Here is a 23,801-nt window from a genome sequence, read left to right as displayed (position 1 = left end):
AAGAAACTTTTAGCGCTCGGCAGCAAGTTTTCGCCGAGTGTTGTGAAAACGGTTTCATGTCTGCGGTATCATGAGGATGTTCGCGCTAACAAAAAACGTTTACACAAGGAGACACGCATGCAGACGAACATGATCCGCGCCACGGCGCTGGCCGCCGCCCTGTGCGCTTGCGCGGCGCTGCCGGCCCGCGCGGCCGGCTACCCGTTCCAGGACCCGAACCTGGCGCCGCAGCAGCGCATCGCCAACATCCTGTCCCTGATGACGCCCGACGAAAAGATCGCCGCGCTGTCGACGGATTCCGGCGTGGCGCGCCTCGGCATCCCCAGCTTCGGCAGCACCGAGGGCATCCACGGCGTCGTGCAGCGCGGCGAGAGCAAGCGCCAGCGCGAGCCGATCACGACGACGCAGTTCCCGCAGCCGCCCGGCATGGGCGCGAGCTGGGACCCGGACCTCGTGCGCCAGGCCGGCGCCGTGCAGTCGACCGAAGCCCGCTACATCACGCAGAGCACACGGTACAAGCATCCGATGCTGATGCAATGGGGCCCGCAGTCCGACCTTGCGCGCGACCCGCGCTGGGGCCGCAGCGAGGAGGTGTACGGCGAAGACCCGTTCCTCGTCGGGACGATGGCGACGGCGTTCACGCGCGGCATCCAGGGCGACGACCCGAAGTACTGGCGCGGCGCCGCGCTGCTCAAGCACTTCCTCGCCAACAGCAACGAGAACGGGCGCGGCAACTCGTCGTCCGATTTCGACGAGCGCCTGTTCCACGAATACTATGCGGCCCCGTTCCGCATGGCGTTCCAGGAGGGCGGGGCGCGCGCGCTGATGGCGTCGTACAACGCCTGGAACGGCACGCCGATGGGCGTGCATCCCGTGCTGCGCAAGCTCGTCATCGGCGAATGGGGCGCGGACGTGATCTCCAGCGACGGCGGCGCGATCGGCAACCTGGTGAAACTGTATAAACGGTATCCGGACCAGAAGGCGGCGGCCGTCGCGGCGCTGAAGGCCGGCATCAACCAGTACCTCGACAAATACCAGGACGAGCTGCGCGCCGCGCTGAAGGAGGGCACCATCACCGTGGCCGACCTCGACGACGCGCTCGCCCGCAAGTTCCGCACGACGATCAAGCTGGGTCTCATCGATCCGCCGGCCGGCAATCCGTACGCCGCCATCAAGGACGGTCCGGCCCCGTGGGACAGCGCGGCGCACAAGGCGGTGTCGCTGCGCATGGCGCTGGAATCCATCGTGCTGATGAAGAACGACGGCCACGCGCTGCCGCTGGCCAGGGAGCGCATCAGGCGCATCGCCGTGATCGGCCCCCACGCGGACAGCGTGCACTGGGACTGGTACGGCGGCCTGCCGCCGTACAAGGTGACGGCGCTGGAGGGCATCAAGGCCGCCGTGGGGCCGGATGTGAAGGTGACCTATGCGTTCGACAACGCCGGCGACGCGGCCGTGAAGGCGGCGCGCGACGCGGACGTGGCCATCGTCGTCGTCGGCAACGATCCGACCTGCGGCCCGAACATGGCGCACGAGTGGACCGACGCCGGCACCAGGCCCTGCGCCGACCCGGGCGACGGCCGCGAGGGCCGCGACCGCGCAACGCTGGCGCTCGCGCAGGAAGGGCTGGTAAAACAGGTGCTGGCGGCGAACCCGCATACGGTGATGGTCCTCGTGTCGAGCTTCCCGTACACGATCAACTGGTCGAAGGCGCACGTGCCCGCGATCGTGCAGATGGCGCATGCGTCGCAGGACCAGGGCACGGCGCTCGCGCAGGTGCTGTTCGGCGCCTACAACCCGGGCGGCAAGCTCGTGGCGACCTGGCCGGCGGCCGAGTCGCAGCTGCCGCCGATGCTGGATTACGACATCCGCCACGGCCGCACCTATATGTATTTCAAGGGCGCGCCGCTGTTCCCGTTCGGGCACGGCCTGTCCTACACGACGTTCCAGTACGCGAAGCTGCGCACGAGCGCGCCGGCGCTGGCGGCCGACGGCAGCGTGGAGGTCGACGTCGACGTCCGCAACACCGGCAAGGTCGCGGGCGACAGCGTCGTCGAACTGTACGCGGCGTGGCCGCAGTCGAAGGTCGAACGGCCGCGCCAGGCCCTCGTCGGCTTCCGGCGCGTACACCTCGCGCCGGGCGAGACGCGCACCGTGCACATCCCGCTGGCGGCGCAGCGCCTCGCGTACTGGAACACGCAGGCAGGCCGGTTCGAGGTCGAGGCGGTGCCCGTCAAGCTGATGGTCGGCGAGTCGTCGGCCGACATCAGGCTGACGGCGGCGCTGCCGGTGCGTCCACGCTGAGCGCGTAGTCCGCCATCCCGGCCAGGTGGCGGCCGAGGCGCCAGCCCAGGCACAGCAGGGTCAGGGTCGGCGGCAGGCCCCACGGGTCGGGAATCGCGGACGCGTCGCACACGTACAGGCCGGGCGCCGCCGTGCGCAGGTCCCCGTCCAGCGCCCGGCCGATGCGCACCGTGCCGCCGGGATGCGCGGCGAAGTGGTGGCTGGCGAAGACGTGGCGCGCGCCGGCCTGTTCCAGGATGCCTCGCGCGATGGCGATGCCGTGGTCGAGCCGTTGCCGGTCGGCTGCGTCGAGGGTCTTGTCGACCCAGCGGGGGCCGACGTTGCCGCGGATCTCGTCGCGGATCTTGACCATGACCGTGAGCGTGCGGCCGTGGGCGAGCAGGCGGTCGACGCGGCCTGCCTGCGCCGCGAACGCCTGGTACATGGGACGCGGCAGCGTGAGGTCGGCCAGCGTGACGCCGGCGTCCGGATCGCCCATGCCGGCCGCCATCGGCACCTCGGCGCCGCCGCCCTCGATGCCGTCGACGGTGCCCATCACGGCCACGACGGGATCGCTGAAGAACGGGACGGGGCCGGCCAGCAGCCTTGAGGCCTGGAGGATGCGCGGACTGCCGATGCCGCCGGCCGCCAGCACGACGAGGCCCGCGCGGAAGGCCTGCGTGCGGCCCTTGATGACGGCTTCGACGCCGGCCGCGCGGCCGCCGTCCAGCAGCACGCGCGTCACGCGCGCGTCCGTCAGCAGGGCCGCGCCGTGCGCGCGGGCGTCGTCGACCAGTTCGCGCGCCGACCACTTGGCGCCGAACGGGCAGCCGTAGACGCAGCGCCAGCATCCCGTGCGGCACGCGGCCGGGCGGATCATCTTGTCCAGCTTGCGCCACGGGAGGCCGCGGGCCTGCGCGGCCGCCATGATGCGCGCGGCCATTGGGCCGACGAGGCCATCCGGCAGCGGCGCCATCGGCAATTCCGCGCGCCACGCGGCGAGGGCGGGCGCCAGGTCGATGCCGTGCGCGGCGAACATGGCGGCCGGCGGCGGCGCGGCGGTGGCGAAGTTGATCGTCGACGTGCCGCCCGTCGTCAGCGCCCGCACGAGCAGCGACAGGTCGCGGTGCAGGAACGCGCCCTTGCCGGGGACGGCGGCCATGCCGGCCATCTGCGCCAGCGTGCCGGCGAGCGGGGCGTCGCCGCCCGCTTCCAGCATCAGCACGCGCGCGCCGGCCCGCGCGAGCTCGCGCGCGACGCTGGCGCCGCCGGGACCGGTGCCGGCCACGATGGCGTCGAAGGAGGAGGGTGGGGAGGGTGGCGGCCGCATCATGACATTGTACTGCGGCCCGCCGTGCCGGCGACGGTGCGGCCGGCCTGGCGCCGGGAGGCGGCGCCAGGCATTGCTGCGGCTCGATGCCGCCTGCCCGTCAGGACGTCATGCGGTCCCACCCGGAGCGTACGGCCGCCTTCATCCGTTCCCACGTCGACGAGCCGCTGCTGCCGTAGCGCGTATCCCAGTCGCTGCGCAGGTCGGTTTCGACGTCGTCCCAGCTGCGGTTCTTGTAGCGGACATCGCGCCGCATCTCGTTGCCGTAGCGGTAGGCCGGCGCATAGTCGTCGTAGGTGCCGCCGAGGCGCGCGTAATTCGTCTGCCAGTCGTTGCGGTAATACGTGTCGTCGTCGATGCTCGTGCCCTGCAGCGGCTGCACGTCGACTTCCGTATGGCGCACGGTGTCCTTGACCTGCTGCTTGCGCTGGCTGACTTCCTTGCCGACGACGACTTCCTCGACGACGCGCGCGGATTTCTGCACGACGGCTTCCTCGGCCGTTTCGCGCAGTTCGATCGTCTTGTCCTTGAACGCGGTGGTGTCGCGCGGGTTGACCGGCTGGTCGACCGGACGGCGTTCCACGCTGACGTGTTCCTCGCGCAGCGCCACGGTCTCGTTCACCGGCGTCTCGACGACGCGCGAGAACACGCGCACGCCGCCCCGTTCGACCACGCGCTTGCCGACGTGGACCTCTTCCCGCACGACCGGGATCGAAGCCTTGTCCGACCGGGCGGTGCTCGTGTCGCGCTGCAGCGAATCGGTGCGCAGGTCGGCACGGGTGTCGGCGCGGGTGTCGGCCAGGTTGCCCGACAGGTTGCCGGCCTGGGTGCCCGACTGCATCGAGCCCGCCTGCACGGAAGGCGACGTGGCCGGCTGGTAGGCGCTCGCGCCCAGTTCGGCGGCATTGCCGGCCAGGTCGTGGCGCTCGTCGATGTCGACGGGGCCGAAGCGTTCGATCACGTCGGCGGCCCGTTCCACGTCCGGCTCGGAGGCCGTGGTCAGGGTCAGCACGTGCTGGCCGCCCGTCACGACGTTCGAATAGCGCGTGGCGTGTTCGTCGTGGTCGGTGCCGAACAGGTTCTCGAAGAAGTGCTTGATGGAGGCGCCGACGCCTTCCTCGTGGGTGGTGCCGAGCGTGGCGCCCGTGGTGGTCGTGGTGCCGGCCAGGTCGGCGCTGGAGAGGTTGACGTTGTCGCGCGTGAAGCCCGCTGCGAGCAGTTCGTCCATCGCGCTCTGGGCATCGCTGCGGTTGTCGAAAACCGCGACTAGGGTATGTTGCATGATGCGTCCTCCGGTGATTGTCACGTTGTTGAGGTGTCGCCGTGCTCGTCGAAGCGCTCCACGCTCACCTGCTCGGACTTGAGCACGACGGTGTCGACGTGGCGTTCCTCGCGCCGGGTGCGGGTGATGTGGAGCTCTTCCTTGATGCGCAGGCGCCGTTCGACGACGAGCACTTCCTCGAGGATCGGGACCACGAGCGTATCCCCTTCGTAGCGGGTCGCGGGCGCCTGCTCGAGCGGGACGATGCGGTCGACCGGCACATGGCTGACCTGCACGTCGTCGCGGAACAGGCTTTCGTCGATCCGGCAGGGGTGTTCGGCGACGGTTTTATGGATGCGTACGCCGCGTCCCGTGTCGACGATCCGTTTCTCGACCCAAGCCTCCTCGCGGACAACGGGAACCCGGACGAGCTCCTGCTTTTCCTGTTCGGGTTCTGCTGGGTTCATCGACACGGTCCGCCTCCGGGATCACGACACTGGAGGACCGAGCGTACTCCAACCGGCAGACTTTCCGCGCACCGTTGCCCTTCAACAAGCGGTGCCGCGCCCCGGTGCTCAGCGTGCGCGCAGCGCGTCCAGCACGTCGGCCGGCACCCGCAGGGCCGTCCCGTGGCGCATGCGCTTCGGCGTTCCTTCGTCCGGGAAGCGCATCCGTGCCGTCACGTCTTCCCAATGCACGAGGTCACGCGAGCGCAGCGCGCCGTAGTGCTTTGCCGTGTAGGCGTCGTAGTAGACGATCACGTCGTCGCCCACCTGCAGCGCCGTCGGGCCTTCCGTCCACAGGCCGGCGGGCGTGATCGGCGCGGCCAGCGGCGCGAACGGCCCTTGCAGGCTGGCGGCATGGGCCAGCTGCAGGTATTTGCGCGGCGGGTGGCGCGTCTCGTCCTTCACGAGCAGCCAGTCGCCCCGGCGCGTGCGCACGAAGGTCGCGTCGATGACGGAGAAGCCCGGATCGTAGAACAGGCGCGCGGGCGTGAAGGTCGCGAAGTCGCGCGTCGTCGTCGCGTAGATGCGGTGGTCGTACTTGTTCGCGCCGGCGTCGTCGCCGGCCGCTTCGGACTGCGCGAAACGGCCGGGGATGGTCGACGACCAGAAGATCAGGTATTCGCCGCGCCGCTCGTCCCACGCGATTTCCGGCGCCCACGCGTTCAGCGCGGTCGGTTCGTGCGCCATCACGGGCAGCTCGCGCTGCGGCGACCAGTGCACGAGGTCAGGCGACGAGGCATAGCCGATGCCGGTCTCGTTCCAGCCGCTCGTCCACACCATGCGGTAGATGCCGTCCGGGCCGCGCAGGATGCACGGGTCGCGCATCAGCTTCGCCTTGCCGGCCGTGGGCGCAAGGAAGCTGCGGCCGCCGTTCAGCGCGTCCCAGCGGTAGCCGTCGCGGCTGCCCGCCAGGTGCAGGCCGTCCTCGCCGTTGCCGATGAAGTAGGCGAAGACGTAGGCGTCGCCGGGCGGCGCCGGCGCGGTGCCCGCGCAGCCGGCCAGCGCGCCCGCGGCGAGGACCGCCAATGCCGCGCGGCGTTTCATTTGTGGCCCTCGTCGCCGAGCGGGCGCTGGTCGGTGCGGCGCGGGCTCGGGGGCACGGCGAACGTCGCGACCGGGTCCGGGTGGGCCGGATCGAACGCGAAATCGTCGACGATGAACGCGGCCGCCGGCACGTGCGCCCGGCGCAGGCCCAGCACGACGGCCTTGGCCAGCTCGTAGCTGCCGTAGCTGTCGTGGTGGGTGTTGTCCAGGCGTCCCGGCGCCGGCTCCGCGAACGCGGCCTTCGAGCCTTCCGGCCCGAGCGCCTCGTAGAAGGTCTTGCTCATCGCATTCAGGTCGATGAACGGCACGTCCAGTTCTTTGGCCGACTGGCGCGCCGCCTCGGCATAATCCTTGAGCGACGGGATCACGTGGCCGTCGGCGTCGAAGCCGCGCCGCTCCATCGACGACACGATCACGGGCAGGCCGCCGTGGGCGCGGACGGCATCGACGTGGGCCTTGATCTCCGCCTTGTACGTCGTGAACGGGCCGCCCTTGCCGGACTTGATCTGCTTCTGGTCGTTGTGGCCGAACTGCATGAGCAGCATGTCGCCCGGCTTCATGAGGCTGACGATCTTGTCGAGGCGCCGGCGCGCGAGCGAATCGCGGTAGGTCTCGCCCGATTCGCCGTGGTTGGCGACGGCGATGCCCGGCTTGAAGAAGCGCGGCAGCATCTGGCCCCAGCTGTTGTAGGGTTCCGCCGGCTGGTCGCACACGGTCGAATCGCCCAGCAGGAACAGGGTCGGCACGCTGGCGGGCGCGATCGCGATCGTGCGCACGGCCGGGTGCGCGCCGTTGATTTCCAGCGTCAGGCGCGGGTCCCAGTTCCACGCTTCCTCGACCGTTTCGCGCGGCGCCTTCAGCTTCACCTCGCCGGCCGCCACGCCCGCCACGGCGGCGATCCGCGGCGTGCGCACGTTGACGTCGAACGTCTTCGTGACGGTCGCGCCGGGCGCCGTGCGGACGTTCTCCAGCATCAGGCGGCGCAGCTCGGATTTCACGGTCGTCACCGCAGCCGCCTTGTCGTCGCCCAGCGTGACCGTCACCGTGTAATTGCCTTCCGGGAGATCGACGGAGAAGTAATACGGATGGACGCCGTCCGGCCCGCTGCCCGGTTCGAGGCCGTAGCCGCGTGCGGCCGTGTAGACGGCGTCCGCGCCGACGCGGGTATAGCCGGCCGGCGCCGCGCCGGGGCCGAAGGCGAATTTCCACGTGTCGGCCGCGTGGACGTGGGCCGCGCAGGCGGCGAGGAGAAGGGCGCCGGCGGCGCCGCGGATGGATCGGTTCATGGGTCTCCGTTCTTGGTCTCGGTTCAGCGCTCGAAGGCGCCCAGGTCCGGCGCCTTGCCGTGGTAGGGCAGCCCGACGTCGACGCCCTTGTCGATGACGGCGCTGGCGGCGCTCGGATGGAACATCGGCACGTCGGGCAGGCTGCCGTCCGGCTTGCGCGGCGCGTCCCAGCCGGTTGCCGCCACGCTGTCGAAATCGGCCGCCGACAGGGCGAGGTGCAGGTCCCAGGAATTGGCGGCGCTGTCCGCGCCCGCCACCTTGAGCGGCGCGCCCGCCGGATACGCGAGGTTGTTGCGCAGGGTGCCCAGGTAGACCGGACCGCCGTCGGGCGCGATGCCCAGCATGTTGAAGTCGACGGCGTTGCCGAACGCCGTGTTGTGGAAGAAGTCCAGCGCCAGCGGGTGGTGGTTGGCATAGAAGCCGGACACCTTGTTGCCGAAGGCGACGGAGAAGCGCACCACGTGTTTCACGCCGTTCGGCACGTACCTGCCGCTGTAGCCGCCGGCCTTGATGCCGTTGCCGTTCCCGGCCGGGAGCGACGTGTGCGTGCCGGGCAGGTAGCCCTGTTGCCAGGCCCACGACTGCTCGATGGTGACCGGCGAATAGGCGTTGATCAGGTCGAAGCCGTCGTCCGAGTTGTCCCACGCGCGGCAGCCGCGGAACACGTTGCCGGGATGGCCGGCGCTGATGTGGGCGCCGAAGCCGTCCGCGCTCTGGCCCGCGCCGTTCGACGTGTACGGGTCGTAGTTGTGGTGCGAGTCGCTGTTCAGCACGAGGTTCCAGCCGCCGTCCTTGATGAACAGGCCCGGCCCCATGTTGTGGTGCAGGTCGAGCCGTTCGAACACGTCGTGGTTGCCGTTGACCCACACGCCCCACGACTCGTGGTTCAGGCGGTTGTCCGGCTGTTGCGGCGCCCCCGTGATTTCCAGGCCTTTCAGGTGGATCCAGTCGGCGACGACCTCGATGCCCTTGACGCGGCAATCGTCCTTCATGCCCGCGAAGTCGAACACCGGGGTCTCGCCCGGATACGCCCAGTAGCGGATCGGTTGCGCCTCCGTGCCGCTCTTGTCGAGGACGATGGCGGACACTGTTGCGCGGCGCGACGCGCAGTTCGTCGTCGCCCGCGTGTAGGCGTAGCGGCCGCCGCGGAACCAGACGGTGTCGCCGGGCTGCGCCACGGCCTGCGCGTGCGCGAACGATTGCCAGGGCGCCGCCTGGGTGCCGGCGGCCGTGTCGCTGCCCGCGGGCGCCACATAATAGGTCGCGGCGAATGCCGGCGCGGCGGCGCAGGCCATGGCCGCGGCGATGTAACGTGACAGGTACAAGGTGTTCTCCTAGGTGCGGGGCAGCGCGGCGCCGATCAGGGCCAGGTTCTGGATCGCGGCCAGGCCCCATTGCGCCGTTTCGTTGGTGCTGGCCCACGGGACTTCGTCGACGGGATTGAGTGCGGCCGGTCCGGCCACGTGGACGGTGCGGAACGGCCGCGGCTTGCCTTCGCCGGCGAATTCGCGCCACGCGCGCCGCGCCAGTGCGGGGTCGTTGCGCTTCCAGGCCGCATACGCCGTCAGGCGCGAGTGGCCGACGTACAGCGCGTGCGTGGCGCCGTGCGGCATGCCGAGGCGGCGCCGCTGTTCCTCGACCGGGGCGTTGAACAGTTCGCAGTAATCCAGCCACGCGGCCTCGAACGCCTTGTCGCCCGTCAGGCGGATGAGTTCATCGAAGATCTCGACCGCGCCGAAGACCGCGTTCAGGTGCAGCGCCTTCACGTTCGTGCCGATCATGTTGTGCAGGTGGCCCGTGTCCGGCTCGTAGCCCATGCGGTCGCCGTTGAAGAAGCCGTGCGGCATGGCGGCGATGTCGCGCATGCCCGTCAGGATCTTGTCGCGATAATGCGCGCTGCCGCTGCGCTCCCATTCCGTCAGCCAGTTGGCGACGAGCGACGCCCAGTCGGTGCCGAAGCTGATCCGTGCTGGATACGGCCCCTTGGGCGGCTGGTTCGCCAGCTTGCGGACCGGGTCCACCGCGTCCAGCTTGCGGTCGGCGTCCAGCACTTCGCGCATGATGTCGCCGATGCGCTCGTCGCCCGTCAGGTAGTAATAGAAGCGCCGGTACACCGCGGTGCTGATGCGTACCTGCTTGGCGCTGCAGCCCCAGTGCTGCACGTTGTGGCGCGAGCCGAGGCCCGCGAACCGGCCCAGGTGGTAGGTGTCGACCTCGCTCGTGTGGCGGATCATGGCCTCGCCCATGCGGAAGATGTCGGCGCGGCCGGTGCGCAGGAACGAATACCAGAGCCACAGGTCGGGCGACAGTTCCGAATTGTCCCAGGCGAAGCCGCCGACGTCGTAGCGCCATTCGTGGCGGTCGGCGTCGTAGGTGTGGCGGATGTCGCCGTAGTCCCAGAAGCCGTACCAGTGACGCTGCTCGACTTCGCGGCGGTAGAAATCGAAGCGGGCGTCCAGCTGGTCCTCGATGGCGGCGCGGGCCGGCGTGCTCCTGTCGGGCAGCGACCACAGCGTCCCGAAGACTTCGGTGGCGAGGATGTGCGCGGACGCGGGCGCCAGCTGGGGCGGCGTCTGCACGGCCCGCGCGATCTGCACGAGGCGCTCGCGCGGCGGCGTCGCCTCGAATGCCCACAGCGTGATCTCGCTGCTGCGCGCGACGCCCGCCGGGGTGCCGAAGCCTTTTTCGTAATCCTCGTACGTGATGTCGAGGCCCTGCAGTTCCTGCGCGTGGGTTTCCATGCCCATGCCGTCGTGGTAGAAGCGCAGGTCCATCGCGGGCGCGTCCGGGGACCACATCCAGACGGTGGCGCGGGCCACGTCCGTGTGCGCGTCGCGGATGTCCAGCTGCGTCGGGTGGCGCTGCCAGAAGTCGCGCAGGCCGAACGCCATGCCGCCCGAGACGCCGCCGACGTAGCCGCATCCCGGCGCGCGCCGGCCCCACGCGGCCTCGATCCAGCCGCAGCCGGCCTTGGTGCGCTTGCGGATGCGGAAACCGTCGGCCGACAGCTGCGCCAGTGAGACGTCGCCCCAGGCAGGCACGAGGTGCAGCAGCGGACGCACCCTGTCGGAGACCGGCGGGCAGCGCAGGCCCGCGAGCTGCGCGCGGCGCACGTCTTCGCCCGGATCGCGGCGCAGGCCGGTGAGATTGCGCACGCCTTCCGCCCACAGGCCGCCGTTCTCGCCGGCGAAGCGCACGTGGCGGTCGTGCATCTCGTCGCGCATCGGCACGTCGAGCGTCAGGCCGATGCCGCGCACGAAATCCTTGTGCTCGTCGCCGTCGAAGACGAAGGTGTGCATGACGCGGACCGATTCCGCGCCGGCATGGAAATACAGGCGGACGGTGAAGGGCAGCCAGCCGCGCGCCTCGTTGCGGTGCCTGCCTTGCAGTTTGAGCACGCTGCGGACCGGTCCTTCCTGCTCCAGGGTCACCTGCTCGACCGCGCTTTCGAATTCGGACCGGCGCGTGCTGCCTTCCGGCTGGTCGTCGCACAGCGCGACGAGGCGGACGTCGTGCGCGATGTCGCGGCCGCCGCGGCGGATCGTTTGCACGAGCGCGGGACCGCGCAGCGGCACCACGCACTCGATGACGCCGGTGCCGACGACATACCCGTCGGCGCCGCGCCGCACGGTCACGGCCAGGTCTGCGCGGGCGCGCGCCGTGCCCGGGCGCACGCGCAGGGCCGCATCCGGATGGGCGCCCGCGCCCAGGGCATGGGCCGTCCATTTCAGCGAGCCGTCCGGCCAGTACGCCAGCGGCCAGCCTTGGGCCGGCAGCTCGCCCGATTCGCCCTGCACGATGAACGGCTGGTCCGGCTGGAACGCGCCGCGCGGCCAGGGCACGCCGAACGTCGTGCCGGCGATGAAGTCGGGCCGGCCTTCGAGCCAGGCCAGCGACGCCCCATCCGCGGGCGCGGCGGCAGGCGACGGGGTGGGTGCCGCGGGTGCGGCGGGCGCGCTGCGGCCCAGCGGCAGGGCCGCCGCCAAGGTGGTGGCCCGGAAGAAGTCGCGGCGCGTGTAGCCTTTTGTGGCGCTGTCCATGGTCAGTGCGCGGACAGGCTCACGTGCACCGGCGCGGCCACGCGCGCGGCCTCGTCGGCCACGGTGCGCTGCCACTGCTGCGCCGACCTGATCTCGCCGGCGCGCGTCCAGGCGGCGCCGACGTAGTAGCGCAGCGGCTGGCCGGACGTGGCCGGGGCCAGCATGAACGCATTGCGGGCGTCGGCGCCGTACGCGCTGGCGCCGGCCGACGGCAGGATCACGGCCACGCCGAAATCGCCGTTCTGCTTTTGCGCGACCCATTGCACGAGCGCTTTCGACGCCTTGTCCTCGACGAACGTGGATTTGGCCTGCTCGCCCTTGTCGGCCGGTTCCTTGTTCAGGCCCACGGCCACCTGCAGCGGATGGCCGCCGGCGAACGTGAAGGTGCTGTCGATGCGGTCGAAGTAGTGGCCCGCGTCCACGGTGAAGCGCTTGACTTCCGCGACCTTGGTGCCGGCCGCGTCCCAGCCGTCGTAGGTGAGCTCGAAGATGGCGCGCACGGGGCCGTTGGCGAGGACGTTCCAGTGCGTGAAGTTGATGCCGGAATAGAGCTTGCCCCCGGCCCAGATACCGGTGCCGCCGGCGCCGAGGGTCGTGCCGACGTTGTACATGTCGATGCCTTCGCCCTCGTCGTGGTGGTAGTGGTCGTGGCCGATGTTGTACCAGCGGTCGACGATCGGGTAGGGCACGCGCTTGAACCAGATATCGAGGCCGCTCGTCTTGAGGACTTCCTTGCCGGAGCCGGCCGGCGCCGGGGCGGCCAGCGCGGGGCCGTAGGTGCGGTGCGCGATCTTGTCGTTTTCCCACGCGAAGTCGTCCAGGCGTTCCGGCACGATGCGTGCCGAGACCCTGGTCGGGAACGGCGCCACGACGGCGTCGCTTTTCTCGACCGTGAACGTGGCGCTCTTTTCGCCGGGCGCGAAGTCGTGCTGGAACAGCAGTTCGCCGTACGCCACGCCGTTGCGCTGCGGGTCCTTCGCTTCCGGCGCCACGTTCGTCACCTGGTGCGGCAGCACGCGGCCGGCGGCGTCCTTCACGACGATGTGCTGGACGCCGGCGTGCGGCAGCGCGTCGTTGACGCTCTTCCACGGCACGGCGATGGTCTCGGACGGGCGCGCGATGGCCAGGTCCTGGGTGACGGTGATGGTCAGGCGCTCGGCGGCGGAGGCCGCGGTGGCGACGGCGGCGAGTGCGAACAGCGACAGGCGAAGGTGCATGGGAAGGTTCATCGTTCGTTCGGTGGCGGTGGAGGGTCTCACGGGAGTATGCCCGACGAGTATCGATTCGGCGCGGCGCGGGTGTCAACGACCGGGCGGCGGAGCGCGGCATTTAGTCAGCGCGTTGAGCGGAGGTATTGACGGCGCTGACCCGCAAAGCCAGTGTTTTGGCTCGCAAGGACAGGGCGCCGCACCCTGGGCGGCGCGTGCTTTCCATTACTCTAATGGTGCTTGCCGTTCATGCAACGGTCTGGCACCGGGAGACACGCGGTAAAAAACAAAGGTCGGAAAGACCGGAAGGGGCAAACATGAGAGACAAGTACAAGTTCGTGGGGCCGATCTACGACTGGCTCAGCGCTTTCTACAGCGGCAAATCGATCCACCGCTGCAAGGTCGCGATGCTGGACAAGCTGCGACCGGGCGACCGGGTGCTGTTCGCCGGGGTCGGCCACGGCAGGGACGCGGTCCATGCGGCGCGCCTCGGCGCCGACGTCACGGTGGTCGACCTGTCCGCCACCATGCTGAAGAAATTCCAGGCGAACCTCGACCGCGAAGGCGTCGCCGTGCGCATCCGCCAGGTGCACAGCGACATCATGCTCGTCGAGGAATTCGAGCAGTACGACATGGTCGTCGCGAACTTCTTCCTGAACGTGTTCGACCAGGACATGATGCTGCGCGTGCTGGCGCACCTGATCCGCCAGGGCCGCCCGGGCGCCCACATCGTCGTCGGCGATTTCTCGTTCCCGACCGGGAACGTGGTGACCCGCGTCGTCAAGACCCTGTACTGGTACGGGGCCGTCGGCTTCTTCTGGCTGTTCGCCGGGAACGCCTTCCATAACATCTACAACTATCCGGAGTGGATGAAGAAGTTCGGCCTGCAGGTCAGCGAGCAGAAGCACTACAAGCTGCTGGTGCTCGACTGCTACTGGTCGGTTTTGGGCCGCAAGCCGGCCTGAGAGCAACCGTCGCTCCCGCGCGAGCGGGAGCCCAAGTTTGATCGACCGGTGACGCGTCGTCCTTGGGTCCCCGCCTGCGCGGGGACGACGGTGCGGCACGTCCATCGATTCCAACCGGAGCCCACATGAGCCAACACGCTGCCGCGCTGGAGCGGCGCATCGTCGCCGACCTGTCCCATCACGATACGGCCAGGCGCGCCGCCTGCCTGCGGCAGTTCGGCAGCCATGCGCTGTCGTTCTGCACCATGCAGCCGGGGATGTCGTATTTCGACGTGCCCGGCGTCGGCTATATCGCGTACGCGAAGTACTGGGGCATGCGCTTCGCGCTGGGCGAGCCGGTGTGCCCGCCGGACCTGCGCGACGCGATGCTGGACGCCTTCCTCGACCGCCATCCGGACGCCGTCTTCGTCCAGGTGGGCAAGGGCGTCGTCGACCACCTGCACGCCCGCCACGGCTATTACGGCACCCAGTTCGGCAGCGAAGCGCGCATCGACCTCGCCGGCTGGTCGCTGCGCGGCGCGCGCAAGCAGGTGATCCGTACCGCGATCAACGCGGCGCGCCAGGACGGCATCGAGATCCGCGAGGGCGGCTTCGACCACGACGTGCGCCGGATTTCCGAGGCGTGGATCCGCACGCGCCGCTGCAAGAACAACGAGATCCGCTTCCTGATCCGGCCGATGATCGTCGACTACCGCGAAGGCACGCGCTACTTCTACGCCTATCGCGATGGCGAGGCCGTGGGCTTCGTGTTCTTCGATCCGTTATACCGCGACGGGCGCCTCGCCGGCTACGTGCCGAACATCTCGCGCTCGTCCGCCAACTTCCGCCAGGGCCTGTGGTATGCGCTGATGGCGCATGCCATCGCGCGCTTCCAGGAAGAAGGCGTGCCGTTCGTCGACCTGGGCCTGACGCCGCTGATGCTGTCCGATCAGCTGGAGCCGCAGGAATCGCGCCTGCTGCGCGCGACCCTGTCCGTGACCCGCGAGCGGATGGACTTCCTGTACAACTTCAAGGGGCTGGAATTCGCCAAGTCGCGCTTCCAGGGGCGCGTCGAAAAGACGTATTGCTGCCACCGGCACGCGCTGCCGGCCCTCGCCATGACGGCCATGTTCCGCCTGACGCGGATCATCTGAGCCAATATTCACCGGAGACGCCATGACGACATCAATCAACGAGACCGCCGCGGCCGTGCCGGACGTGCGCGCCGCCTATGCCGGCAAGTGCATCCTGCTCACGGGCGCCACCGGCTTCGTCGCGAAGGTCCTGCTGGAAAAGCTGATCCGCACGGTGCCCGACCTGGGGCGCGTCGTGCTGCTGGTCCGCGCGGGCGGGCACGGCGACGCCCGCGCGCGCTTCGAACGCGAGATCGCGCCGTCGACCGTCTTCGACCACCTGCGCGGCGTGCGGCCGGCCCGGCTGGAGCGCTTCCTGGCCGAGCGCGTGGAATGCGTGACCGGCGAGATCACGGAGGCCGGCTTCGGCCTGCCGCCCGCGCGTTTCGAGGCGCTGGCGCGCGAGGTGGACGTCGTCGTGAACGCGGCGGCCAGCGTCGATTTCCGCGAACCGCTCGACCAGGCGCTGGCCATCAACACGCTCAGCCTGCGCCACGTGACGGCCTTCGCGCGCGTGGCCGGCGCGCCGCTCGTGCACGTCTCGACCTGTTATGTGAACGGCTACAACCGCGGCGAGATGCGCGAAGAGGTCGTGGCGCCGGCCGGCGCGGCGCGCGACGCGATCCCGCGCCACCGCGACGGCTGGTACGACGTCGACGCCCTGATCGATTCGCTGCAGCGCAAGATCGAGCGCGTGCGCTCCAGCTGCGCCGACCCGGAACGGCTGCGCCGGCGCCTGACGGACCTCGGCATCGCCCAGGCCCAGCGCCACGGCTGGAACGACACCTACACGTTCACCAAATGGCTCGGTGAGCAGGTCGCGCTGCGCGTCATGCACGGGCGCATGCTCACGATCGTGCGCCCGTCCATCATCGAAAGCACGCTGCGCGAGCCGGCGCCCGGCTGGATCGAGGGCGTCAAGGTGGCGGACGCCGTCATCCTCGCCTACGCGCGCGGCAAGACGAGCTTCTTTCCCGCGCGGCGCGACGGCATCATCGACATCGTCCCCGTCGACCTGGTCGCCAACGCGATCGTGCTGGCCGGCGCCGAAGCGCTGTCCGGCGCGCCGCGCCACCGCATCTACCAGTGCTGCAGCGGCTCGACGAATCCGCTCGCGCTCGGCGAACTGATCCGCCTGCTGCAGGCGGAAGCCAAGCGCAACTGGCGCAACTACGACCGCCTGTTCCATGCCGAGCCGAAGCACGATTTCCGCACGGTCGGGGAGGGCACGTTCCGCTTCGTGCTGGGCGCGTTCGGCCTCGGCGCCACCGCGTGGAACGGCCTGCGCCGGCTCGCGGGCGCGCCGGGCGCCACGCGCGCGCTCGACAAACTGCGCACCACGCGCCTGCTGGCGCTGACGTTCGCCTTCTACGCGCATCCGCGCTACCGCTTCCACAACGCGGGGCTGCTGGCGCTGGCCGCGCGCTGCGGGGAGGAGGCGCGGCGGCTGTATCCGGTCGACGCGCGCCTGATCGACTGGGAAGACTACCTGTGCCGCGTCCACATGGCGGGACTGAACCGCTATGCGCTGCGCCGGCGCGATGCCGTGCCGGACGAGGCGGCCGCCGCGCAGGCGGACGGGGGCGCCGGCGCCGCGACGCTGGCGGCGCCGCAGGCAGTGCGCTGACGGAGGCCGGACCGGGCGTCCGGCGTCCGGTCCGGAGGGGCCGGTCCCTGCCAAAATTATGCAACTAACCGACATGTGTCCGCCACCAAAAACAAAACCCGCAACCAGGCCCGGCGGGACCTGGCACCTTGCAGCCTGAATATGGCGCCCCATACTTTACGACTGCGCTATGATATTTGCCCGCCGGACGACATCCGAAGCAGCCCCGGCAGGTTCTCAGGAGGAGCCCGTGAACCTTTCGCCTTTGCCCCTCGCGGTATTCGTCGTCGACGCGACAGGGGCCATCACGAGCTGGAACCGCGCCTGCGAAAAGCTGGCGGGCTACGACGCATCCGATATCCGCAATCGCGGCCTCGACACCATCATCGCCTTCGACGACGCGTCCGCCGTGGCGGCCTTGCGGGACCGGGCCAACGCCGATTCAACGGGCGAGCTGATCTGCGCGGACGGGCACCGGGTGCCCGTGCGGGTGACGGTGGCGCCGCAGTCGCTCGATCCCGACCAGCCCGGCAGTTTCAGCGTGATCATCGTGCCGCGCTCCGGCCTCGCGCCGACCCGCTACGCGCTGATCCAGGACCTGCCCATCGCCGACATCATCGAAGAACTGCCCTGCGTGTTCTACGTGGTCGACCAGAGCGGTCATCTGCTCCTGTGGAACCACCAGCTGGAAGCGGCGCTCGAACTGTCGAGCGAGGATCTGCCGACGTTTAACGTCAAGAATTTCTTCGACGAGCGGGCCCAGGCGGGCATCGTGCAAAAGATCCTGGAAGCGTTCGACCGCGGCGCGTCGTCCCACGAGGCGGAACTCGTCGGCCGCCAGGGCAAGCGAACGCCGTTCCTGTTCCACTGCGCCCGCGCGAGCCTCGGCAGTTTGCCGGTCGTGTTCGGCACCGGGCTGGACATCTCGGCGCGCAAGGAAGCCGAGCACGGCCTGCGCGTGCGCGAGCGTGCCATGTATGCGAGCGTCAACGCCATCGTGATCACGTGCTGCGTCGACGCCGACAATATCATCGAGTACGTGAATCCCGCGTTCGAACAGATCACGGGCTACACGCTGGCCGAGGTCAAGGGCAAGAATCCGCGCTTCCTGCGCGTCGACGACTGCGACGTGGAGGAGCGGCAGCGGATCCACGGCGCGCTGGCGCGCCAGGAAAGCGTGCGCGCGATCGTGCGCAACCGGCGCAGGAACGGCGAGATCTTCTGGAACGACCTGCGCATCGACCCGGTCGCCAGCATCGACGGCGAGGTCACGCACTTCGTCGCCGTGATCAACGACATCACGGAGGCCCGGCACTACGAGCGCCGGCTGCAGCACCTGGCGCACCACGACGGGCTCACGGGCCTGGCCAACCGGACCTTGCTGCAGGAGCGCCTGAAGGCCGCGATCGATGCCGCCGCGGCCCACCACAAGCAGGGCGCGCTCGCCTTCCTCGACCTCGACAACTTCAAGCACATCAACGACACCTTCGGCCACGAAGCCGGCGACGCCGTCCTGCGCGAGATCGCGGCCCGCCTGCGCGACAGCATGCGCGAGGACGACACGGTGGCGCGGCTGGGCGGCGACGAGTTCGTGCTCGTGATCGCCGAACAGCCCGACGTGGCGCAGCTGGCCGGGCTCGTCGAGCGCATCCGCCAGAGCGTATCGGCGCCGATCCACGTGGGCGGCAAGGAGATCCTGCCCGGCACGAGCATCGGCGTGAGCCTGTTTCCCCAGGACGGCCGCACGGTCGACCACATCATGCGCGCCGCCGACGCCGCCATGTACCACGCCAAGACGCTCGGCCGCAACAACGTGCAGTTCTACTCGGTCGAGCTGAACCAGGTCGTGCACCAGCACCTGCTGCTGGAAGCGAGCCTGGCCCGCGCGATCCGCAACCGCGAGCTGGTGCTCGGCTACCAGCCCAAGGTCGACCTGCGCACCGGCAAGGTGGTCGGCGCGGAGGCACTCGTGCGCTGGCAGCATCCGGTCGACGGCATCATTCCGCCGGACGTGTTCATTCCCGTGGCCGAACAGACCGGGCTGATCGTCCCGCTCGGCGACTGGGTGCTCGATGAAGCATGCGCCACCTTGCGCACGCTCGGCGCGCTGGGGATCGACGATTTCACGATCGCGGTGAACCTGTCGGCGCGCCAGTTGCGCCAGCGCCGCTTCGTGCACCGCCTCGCGGACACGCTCGCGCGCTACGGCGTGGCCGCCCACCGCCTGGAACTCGAAGTGACGGAAAGCCAACTGATGGACCACCCGGAGGAAGCGCTCGAAGCGCTGGCCCAGCTCAAGCTGCTGGGCGTGCGCCTGTCGATCGACGACTTCGGCACGGGCTATTCGAGCCTCAGCCACCTGCAGAAATTCCCCGTCGACTGCATCAAGATCGACCGGTCCTTCCTCGGCGGGTCCACCGATCTCCACAACGGCCACGCCGTCATCACGCGCGCCATCATCGCCCTCGGCCACAACCTCAAGCTGCAGGTGATCGCGGAAGGGGTCGAGACGCACGAGCAGCTGAAGTTCCTGCGCGACCACGACTGCGACCAGATGCAGGGCTATTACTTCAGCGCCGCCATCGCGCAGGACGGGTTGCAGGAGATGCTGCGGCGCGATACCCGCCTCGCGCTGTAGCCGGCGCCGGCGGCGGGTCAGACGTATTCGCCCATGTGCAGGATCGCGTAGGTGTGGCGGCCCGCTTCCTTGGCCGCGTACAGCGCGCGGTCGGCCGTTTCCATCAGCGCGCGCGGGTCGAGGCCGCCGCCCGACGCCAGGCCGACGCCGATCGTCGTGCCGACCTTGAGCGTGTGCGCGCCCAGCACGAATGGCTCGGCAACGGCGTCCAGGATCTTGCGCGCGACGCGCTCGACGTCGGCCTCGCTGCGCACGTCGTGCAGCAGCACCGTGAATTCGTCGCCGGCGAGGCGCGCCACGAGGTCGGACGCGCGCACGGCGGCGCGCAGGCGGTGCGCGAATTCGACGAGCACGTCGTCGCCCGTCGCGTGGCCGTAGCGGTCGTTGATCTGCTTGAAGAAGTCGATGTCCAGGTACAGCAGCGCGCAATCGCGGTCGCCCTGGCGCGCGCGGCCGGCGGTGCCGGCCAGCGCCTGCTCGAAGCGGCGCCGGTTCGGCAGCTGCGTGAGCGGGTCCGTATGCGCCAGCGCGTGCAGGCTGCGCTCGTGCATGCGCGAGGCCGTCGCGTCGGTCGTCAGGATGTACACGCCCACCACGCGGCCCGCGCGCATCTGCGGCAGGAAGGTCGAATGGACGATGCGCGTCTGGCTCTTGCGCACGATCTCGTGCTCGCATTGCGACGCGGTGCCGAGCCAGGCCTGTTCCAGCGCCTTGGCCTGCGGGGCGTGGAAGGCCGGGCCGAACGCCTGTTCGACGGTCAGCCCGATCACCTGTTCCGGGCGCACGCCGAGCCACGACGCGTGCACGGCGTTGGCGAAGGCATAGCGGCGGTCGGCGTCGAGGTAGGCGATCAGCACCGGCACGTTGTCCGTGATGGTGCGCAGCCGCTCCTCGCTCTCGGCCTGGCGCAGCTCGCTGAGCTTGCGGGCGGTCATGTCGAAGGCCATCGCGTAGTAGCCGTCCGGGGTGCCGTCCACCGTCCGCTGCGGCACGAACACGCACTGGTAGTACAACTGGCGGCCATTCACCTCGATGACGTCTTCGAACGTGCTGCGCTCGCCCGCGTGGACGCGCCGTAGATGCGGTTGCAGCTTGGTGTACTCGGCCTCGGAATACGCGTCGCGCACGTCGTGGCCGATGAGGGCCGCGGCCGATTTGCCGTAGAACTGGATGGCGCGGCCGTTCAGGAACACGAATTTGCCGGCCGCGTTGACCTTGCCGATCAGCGCCGGCAGGTTTTCCGTGACGGCGCGCAGCCGTCGTTCGCTCGTTTCCATCTGTTCGCGCGCGGTGTTGCGTTCCGTGATGTCCTGCATGGCGACGACGGCGCCGAGCGCGCGGCCGCTCTTGCTGCGCAGCGGGCGGCCGCTGGCGAGCAGCGTGGCGGCGGGGCGGCCGGCCGGCGCGACCGTCATGGCCTGTTCGCGCACCACCTCGCCGCGCAGCACGCGCGCCAACGGCACCTCGTCGGCCGGCAGCGGCGTGTGCCCGTCGGCTTCGAACAGCGAGTAATACGTGGGCCAGTCGGACGACGTGACGCATTCCTGGCCCAGGCCGTGCAGCATGCGGGCCTTCTTGTTGAACAGCGTGAGGTTGCCTTCCGCGTCGCAGGCGACGACGGCGACGTCGATCGATTCCAGCACGGCGTCCAGCAGTTCCTGCTTTTCCTCGAGCTGCTGGCGCGTGCGGTTGCGTTCCGATACGTCGTCGAGGAACGCGCCGACGCAGCGCCGGCCCTGCCATTCGTAGGCGCCGACCCGCATCTCGACGGTGAGGCGGCGTCCGTTCGCCGTCAGCGCGGGCAGTTCGATCCGGCGGTCGACCACGGTGCTGACGCCGGTCGCGAGGAAGCGCGCCATGCCGGCTGTGTGGGCGGCGCGCAGTTCTTGCGGCACGATCAGTTCCGCCAGCGGACGGCCGACGGCCTGGCCGCGGCTCCAGCCGAAGATGCGCTCGGCCGCGGGGTTCCATTCCATGATCCGCCCCTCGCCGTCGGCGCCGACGAAGGCGCTGTACGACGTCGCGACGATCGTGTCGTTCCACGACTGGGCATCGCGCAGCGACGTTTCGGCGGCCTTGCGCTGGGAGGCTTCGGCGGACAGTTCGGCGAGGCGGGTTTCCAGTTCGGCCGTGCGCTGCGCGACCCGCTGTTCCAGTTCGGCGTTGAGCGACTTGAGGCCCTGTTCGGCCATCACGCGCGCCGTCGCGACCCGCGCCTGGTTCAGTTCCACTTCGACCAGGTCGGCGAGGTCGCGCAGGCACTGGCGCTGGCCATCGTCGAAGCGGCGCGGGTTGCGGTCGGCGATGCACAGCGTGCCGACGGCATGGCCGTCGCAAAACAGCGGCTGGCCGGCATAGAAACGGATGTGCGGTTCGCCCCGGACGAGGGGATTGTCGGCGAAACGCGGGGCCAGCGCCGTATCCTCGACGACGAGCATGGCGCGCTGTGCCACGACGTCGCCGCAGAACGCGACGGAGCGGGGCGTTTCTTCGACGTCCAGCCCGCAGCGCGACTTGAACCACTGGCGGTTCTCGTCCACGAGCGTGATCAGCGCGATGGGTACGCCGAACGTCAGCGCGGCCAGGCGCGTGAAGCGGTCGAAGCGGGGCTCCGGCCCGGTGTCGAGCAGGTCGAGCGCGGCCAGGGCCGCGAGGCGTGAAGTTTCGGGTGTCGTCGAGGTCATCAGCATGGCCGTTCCGGAAATATGAACGGCGGCGGGGCAGGGGCCGCAAAAGAAGGCGCCGTCGGGGATTGGGACGGACGCCAGTGAGGAATCGTAACACGTAATGCCTTACAGAAAGTTCAGCGATTGGGCGAATTGTGGCGCGCCGGCTACGTTGCAGTTCACATATCGGCGCGGCCGCAACAGAGTAAAATGGAGCTCCGCGCAACTTTCCTGGCAAAGGACTACCGACCCATGGCGCCGATCGATCTCACCGGTTATGACCTGGCCGAACTGAAAGGTTTGTACTTCGATATCGGACAGGAGCTCCAGCGCCGCGTCCGCGAGGAGCGCGAACAGGCGCGCGCCCGTATCCACGCGCTCGCGGCCGACGCGGGCATCCCGCTGGACGCGCTCGTGCAGAAGGCCTTGCCGCGCTACCGCAACCCGGCCGACAGCGGCCAGACCTGGACGGGGCGCGGACGCCAGCCGCGCTGGATCGCCGAGGCGCTGGCCAGCGGGCGGTCGCTGGACGAGTTCAAGATCTGAATTTCAGGCAGGCGCCGCCCGGCGGCAGGGTCTATATCGGAACTGTATAGGTCTCCCGCGATTGCGCATGCATGCGACGGCACGACCGCGGCTACACTGGCCGCCATGAAAATCACCCGACTCACCACCTACCGCGTCCCGCCGCGCTGGATGCTGCTCAAGATCGAGACCGACGAGGGCGTCGCCGGCTGGGGCGAACCCGTCATCGAGGGCCGCGCGCGCACCGTCGAGGCGGCCGTGCACGAGCTGTCCGACTACCTGGTCGGCAAGGACCCCGCGCGGATCAACGATCTGTGGCAGACGATGTACCGCGCCGGCTTCTACCGCGGCGGGCCGATCCTGATGAGCGCCATCGCCGGCATCGACCAGGCGCTGTGGGACATCAAGGGCAAGGTGCTGGGGCAGCCGGTCTACGAGCTGCTGGGTGGCCTCGTGCGCGACCGGATGAAGACGTACAGCTGGGTCGGCGGCGACCGTCCGGCCGAGCTGATCGCCGGCATCCAGGCGCTGCGCGAAGCCGGCTTCGATACGTTCAAGATGAACGGCACGGAGGAACTGGGCATCGTCGACAGCGCGCGCAAGGTCGACCAGGCCGTCGCCCGCGTGGCCGAGGTGCGTTCGAAATTCGGCTACGAGATCGAGTTCGGCGTCGACTTCCACGGACGCGTGTCGGCGCCGATGGCGAAGGTGCTGCTGCGCGAACTGGAGCCGTTCCGCCCGCTGTTCGTCGAGGAGCCGGTGCTGGCCGAGCAGGACGAGTACTATCGCGCGCTGGCCGACGCCACCGCGATTCCGCTGGCGGCGGGCGAGCGCATGTACTCGCGCTTCGACTTCAAGCGCGTGTTCGACCGGGGCGGCCTGGCCATCGTCCAGCCCGACCTGTCGCACGCGGGCGGCATCACGGAATGCGTCAAGATCGCCGCGATGGCCGAGGCGCACGATATCGCGTTCGCACCGCATTGCCCGCTCGGGCCGGTGGCGCTGGCGTCCTGCCTGCAGGTCGACTTCGTCGCCCACAACGCCGTGCTGCAGGAGCAGAGCATGGGCATCCACTACAACCAGGGCGCGGAGCTGCTGGATTATGTGAAGAACAAGGACGATTTCCGCTTGAGCAGCGGCTGGATCCGGCCGCTGCCGAAGCCCGGCCTCGGCGTGGAGATCGACGAGGAACGCGTGATCGAGGCGAGCCGCCAGGCACCGGACTGGCGCAATCCCGTCTGGCGCCACGCCGACGGCAGCGTCGCGGAGTGGTAGACCTGCCGGCCCGTGGTGTACGATGCATGGTATATAAAAACATGCATCACCGGGGA

16 protein-coding genes are annotated in these 23,801 nt (G+C 69.6%); 7 read left to right on the top strand and 9 right to left on the bottom strand.

Going from position 1 to position 23,801, the window contains the following annotated elements; translation table 11 throughout:
* Nucleotides 1–117: 117 nt before the first annotated feature.
* Nucleotides 118–2,304 carry a glycoside hydrolase family 3 C-terminal domain-containing protein gene (locus ACEN9Q_RS12530; protein WP_495628659.1) on the top strand — a complete coding sequence of 729 codons (2,187 nt, stop codon included), beginning with the start codon at nucleotides 118–120 and terminating at the stop codon, nucleotides 2,302–2,304.
* Here the strand turns inward: ACEN9Q_RS12530 and ACEN9Q_RS12525 are convergent.
* From ACEN9Q_RS12525 to ACEN9Q_RS12490, 8 genes are all read right to left on the bottom strand, one after another.
* Entirely contained in the window at nucleotides 2,267–3,616 is a 1,350-nt protein-coding gene (locus ACEN9Q_RS12525; RefSeq protein WP_495628658.1) for a GMC family oxidoreductase N-terminal domain-containing protein, read from the bottom strand. The genes ACEN9Q_RS12530 and ACEN9Q_RS12525 overlap by 38 nt on opposite strands.
* 97 nt (nucleotides 3,617–3,713) lie before the next feature.
* A complete protein-coding gene (locus ACEN9Q_RS12520) occupies nucleotides 3,714–4,895 on the bottom strand; it encodes a YsnF/AvaK domain-containing protein (protein ID WP_495628657.1) in 1,182 nt (393 codons plus the stop codon).
* 20 nt (nucleotides 4,896–4,915) lie between these two features.
* Nucleotides 4,916–5,341, bottom strand: a complete 426-nt coding sequence (locus ACEN9Q_RS12515) for a DUF2382 domain-containing protein (RefSeq protein ID WP_082548434.1) — start codon at nucleotides 5,339–5,341, stop codon at nucleotides 4,916–4,918.
* A 108-nt stretch (nucleotides 5,342–5,449) separates the two neighbouring features.
* Nucleotides 5,450–6,424, bottom strand: coding sequence for a glycoside hydrolase family 43 protein (locus ACEN9Q_RS12510; RefSeq protein ID WP_056451137.1), 975 nt, complete (start codon nucleotides 6,422–6,424; stop codon nucleotides 5,450–5,452).
* Nucleotides 6,421–7,710, bottom strand: coding sequence for a rhamnogalacturonan acetylesterase (locus tag ACEN9Q_RS12505; protein WP_495628656.1), 1,290 nt, complete (start codon nucleotides 7,708–7,710; stop codon nucleotides 6,421–6,423). Before ACEN9Q_RS12505 ends, ACEN9Q_RS12510 begins: the two co-directional genes overlap by 4 nt.
* Before the next feature lie 23 nt (nucleotides 7,711–7,733).
* The gene (locus ACEN9Q_RS12500) at nucleotides 7,734–9,035 is read right to left on the bottom strand and encodes a right-handed parallel beta-helix repeat-containing protein (protein WP_495628655.1); all 1,302 of its coding nucleotides are present in this window, start codon (nucleotides 9,033–9,035) and stop codon (nucleotides 7,734–7,736) included.
* A gap of 9 nt (nucleotides 9,036–9,044) precedes the next feature.
* Nucleotides 9,045–11,750 (bottom strand): exo-rhamnogalacturonan lyase family protein, encoded by a 2,706-nt coding sequence (locus ACEN9Q_RS12495; RefSeq protein WP_495628654.1) that lies wholly within the window; start codon nucleotides 11,748–11,750, stop codon nucleotides 9,045–9,047.
* Nucleotides 11,751–11,752: 2 nt separating this feature from the next.
* On the bottom strand, nucleotides 11,753–12,979 hold the full coding sequence (locus tag ACEN9Q_RS12490; protein ID WP_495628653.1) for a DUF4861 family protein: 1,227 nt from the start codon (nucleotides 12,977–12,979) through the stop codon (nucleotides 11,753–11,755).
* 296 nt (nucleotides 12,980–13,275) lie between these two features.
* Here ACEN9Q_RS12490 and ACEN9Q_RS12485 point away from each other — a divergent pair, with 296 nt between their 5' ends.
* The 4 genes from ACEN9Q_RS12485 (at nucleotide 13,276) to ACEN9Q_RS12470 (ending at nucleotide 19,279) form a co-directional block, all read left to right on the top strand.
* Nucleotides 13,276–13,923: a class I SAM-dependent methyltransferase gene (locus ACEN9Q_RS12485; RefSeq protein WP_056451146.1), complete on the top strand. Its 648-nt coding sequence runs from the start codon at nucleotides 13,276–13,278 to the stop codon at nucleotides 13,921–13,923.
* A gap of 125 nt (nucleotides 13,924–14,048) precedes the next feature.
* Nucleotides 14,049–15,056, top strand: coding sequence for a DUF2156 domain-containing protein (locus tag ACEN9Q_RS12480; RefSeq protein ID WP_056451149.1), 1,008 nt, complete (start codon nucleotides 14,049–14,051; stop codon nucleotides 15,054–15,056).
* Between the two features lie 22 nt (nucleotides 15,057–15,078).
* Nucleotides 15,079–16,662 carry an SDR family oxidoreductase gene (locus ACEN9Q_RS12475; RefSeq protein WP_495628652.1) on the top strand — a complete coding sequence of 528 codons (1,584 nt, stop codon included), beginning with the start codon at nucleotides 15,079–15,081 and terminating at the stop codon, nucleotides 16,660–16,662.
* A 229-nt stretch (nucleotides 16,663–16,891) separates the two neighbouring features.
* Complete coding sequence (locus ACEN9Q_RS12470; protein WP_495628651.1) at nucleotides 16,892–19,279, top strand: sensor domain-containing protein; 2,388 nt, start codon at nucleotides 16,892–16,894, stop codon at nucleotides 19,277–19,279.
* A gap of 17 nt (nucleotides 19,280–19,296) precedes the next feature.
* Here ACEN9Q_RS12470 and ACEN9Q_RS12465 read toward each other — a convergent pair whose 3' ends face one another.
* Nucleotides 19,297–21,969, bottom strand: a complete 2,673-nt coding sequence (locus ACEN9Q_RS12465; protein ID WP_495628650.1) for a sensor domain-containing diguanylate cyclase — start codon at nucleotides 21,967–21,969, stop codon at nucleotides 19,297–19,299.
* A 228-nt stretch (nucleotides 21,970–22,197) separates the two neighbouring features.
* Between ACEN9Q_RS12465 and ACEN9Q_RS12460 the strand changes: the two genes are divergently transcribed.
* Complete coding sequence (locus ACEN9Q_RS12460; protein WP_056451164.1) at nucleotides 22,198–22,491, top strand: H-NS histone family protein; 294 nt, start codon at nucleotides 22,198–22,200, stop codon at nucleotides 22,489–22,491.
* Between the two features lie 105 nt (nucleotides 22,492–22,596).
* Nucleotides 22,597–23,745, top strand: coding sequence for a galactonate dehydratase (gene dgoD / locus ACEN9Q_RS12455; RefSeq protein WP_495628649.1), 1,149 nt, complete (start codon nucleotides 22,597–22,599; stop codon nucleotides 23,743–23,745).
* The last annotated feature ends 56 nt before the right edge of the window (nucleotides 23,746–23,801 follow it).

The organism is Massilia sp. Masssp93 (genome assembly GCF_059491295.1).
This window is presented reverse-complemented; position numbering and strand designations above follow the sequence as displayed.

Excerpts from the sequence above, each read along its gene's own strand:
- ACEN9Q_RS12490 (WP_495628653.1), bottom strand. The coding sequence starts at position 12,979 with ATGAACCTTCCCATGCACCTTCGCCTGTCGCTGTTCGCACTCGCCGCC.
- ACEN9Q_RS12460 (WP_056451164.1), top strand. The coding sequence starts at position 22,198 with ATGGCGCCGATCGATCTCACCGGTTATGACCTGGCCGAACTGAAAGGT.
- ACEN9Q_RS12485 (WP_056451146.1), top strand. The coding sequence starts at position 13,276 with ATGAGAGACAAGTACAAGTTCGTGGGGCCGATCTACGACTGGCTCAGC.
- ACEN9Q_RS12495 (WP_495628654.1), bottom strand. The coding sequence starts at position 11,750 with ATGGACAGCGCCACAAAAGGCTACACGCGCCGCGACTTCTTCCGGGCC.
- ACEN9Q_RS12475 (WP_495628652.1), top strand. The coding sequence starts at position 15,079 with ATGACGACATCAATCAACGAGACCGCCGCGGCCGTGCCGGACGTGCGC.
- ACEN9Q_RS12520 (WP_495628657.1), bottom strand. The coding sequence starts at position 4,895 with ATGCAACATACCCTAGTCGCGGTTTTCGACAACCGCAGCGATGCCCAG.
- ACEN9Q_RS12465 (WP_495628650.1), bottom strand. The coding sequence starts at position 21,969 with ATGCTGATGACCTCGACGACACCCGAAACTTCACGCCTCGCGGCCCTG.
- dgoD (WP_495628649.1), top strand. The coding sequence starts at position 22,597 with ATGAAAATCACCCGACTCACCACCTACCGCGTCCCGCCGCGCTGGATG.
- ACEN9Q_RS12510 (WP_056451137.1), bottom strand. The coding sequence starts at position 6,424 with ATGAAACGCCGCGCGGCATTGGCGGTCCTCGCCGCGGGCGCGCTGGCC.
- ACEN9Q_RS12525 (WP_495628658.1), bottom strand. The coding sequence starts at position 3,616 with ATGATGCGGCCGCCACCCTCCCCACCCTCCTCCTTCGACGCCATCGTG.
- ACEN9Q_RS12530 (WP_495628659.1), top strand. The coding sequence starts at position 118 with ATGCAGACGAACATGATCCGCGCCACGGCGCTGGCCGCCGCCCTGTGC.
- ACEN9Q_RS12515 (WP_082548434.1), bottom strand. The coding sequence starts at position 5,341 with ATGAACCCAGCAGAACCCGAACAGGAAAAGCAGGAGCTCGTCCGGGTT.
- ACEN9Q_RS12505 (WP_495628656.1), bottom strand. The coding sequence starts at position 7,710 with ATGAACCGATCCATCCGCGGCGCCGCCGGCGCCCTTCTCCTCGCCGCC.
- ACEN9Q_RS12480 (WP_056451149.1), top strand. The coding sequence starts at position 14,049 with ATGAGCCAACACGCTGCCGCGCTGGAGCGGCGCATCGTCGCCGACCTG.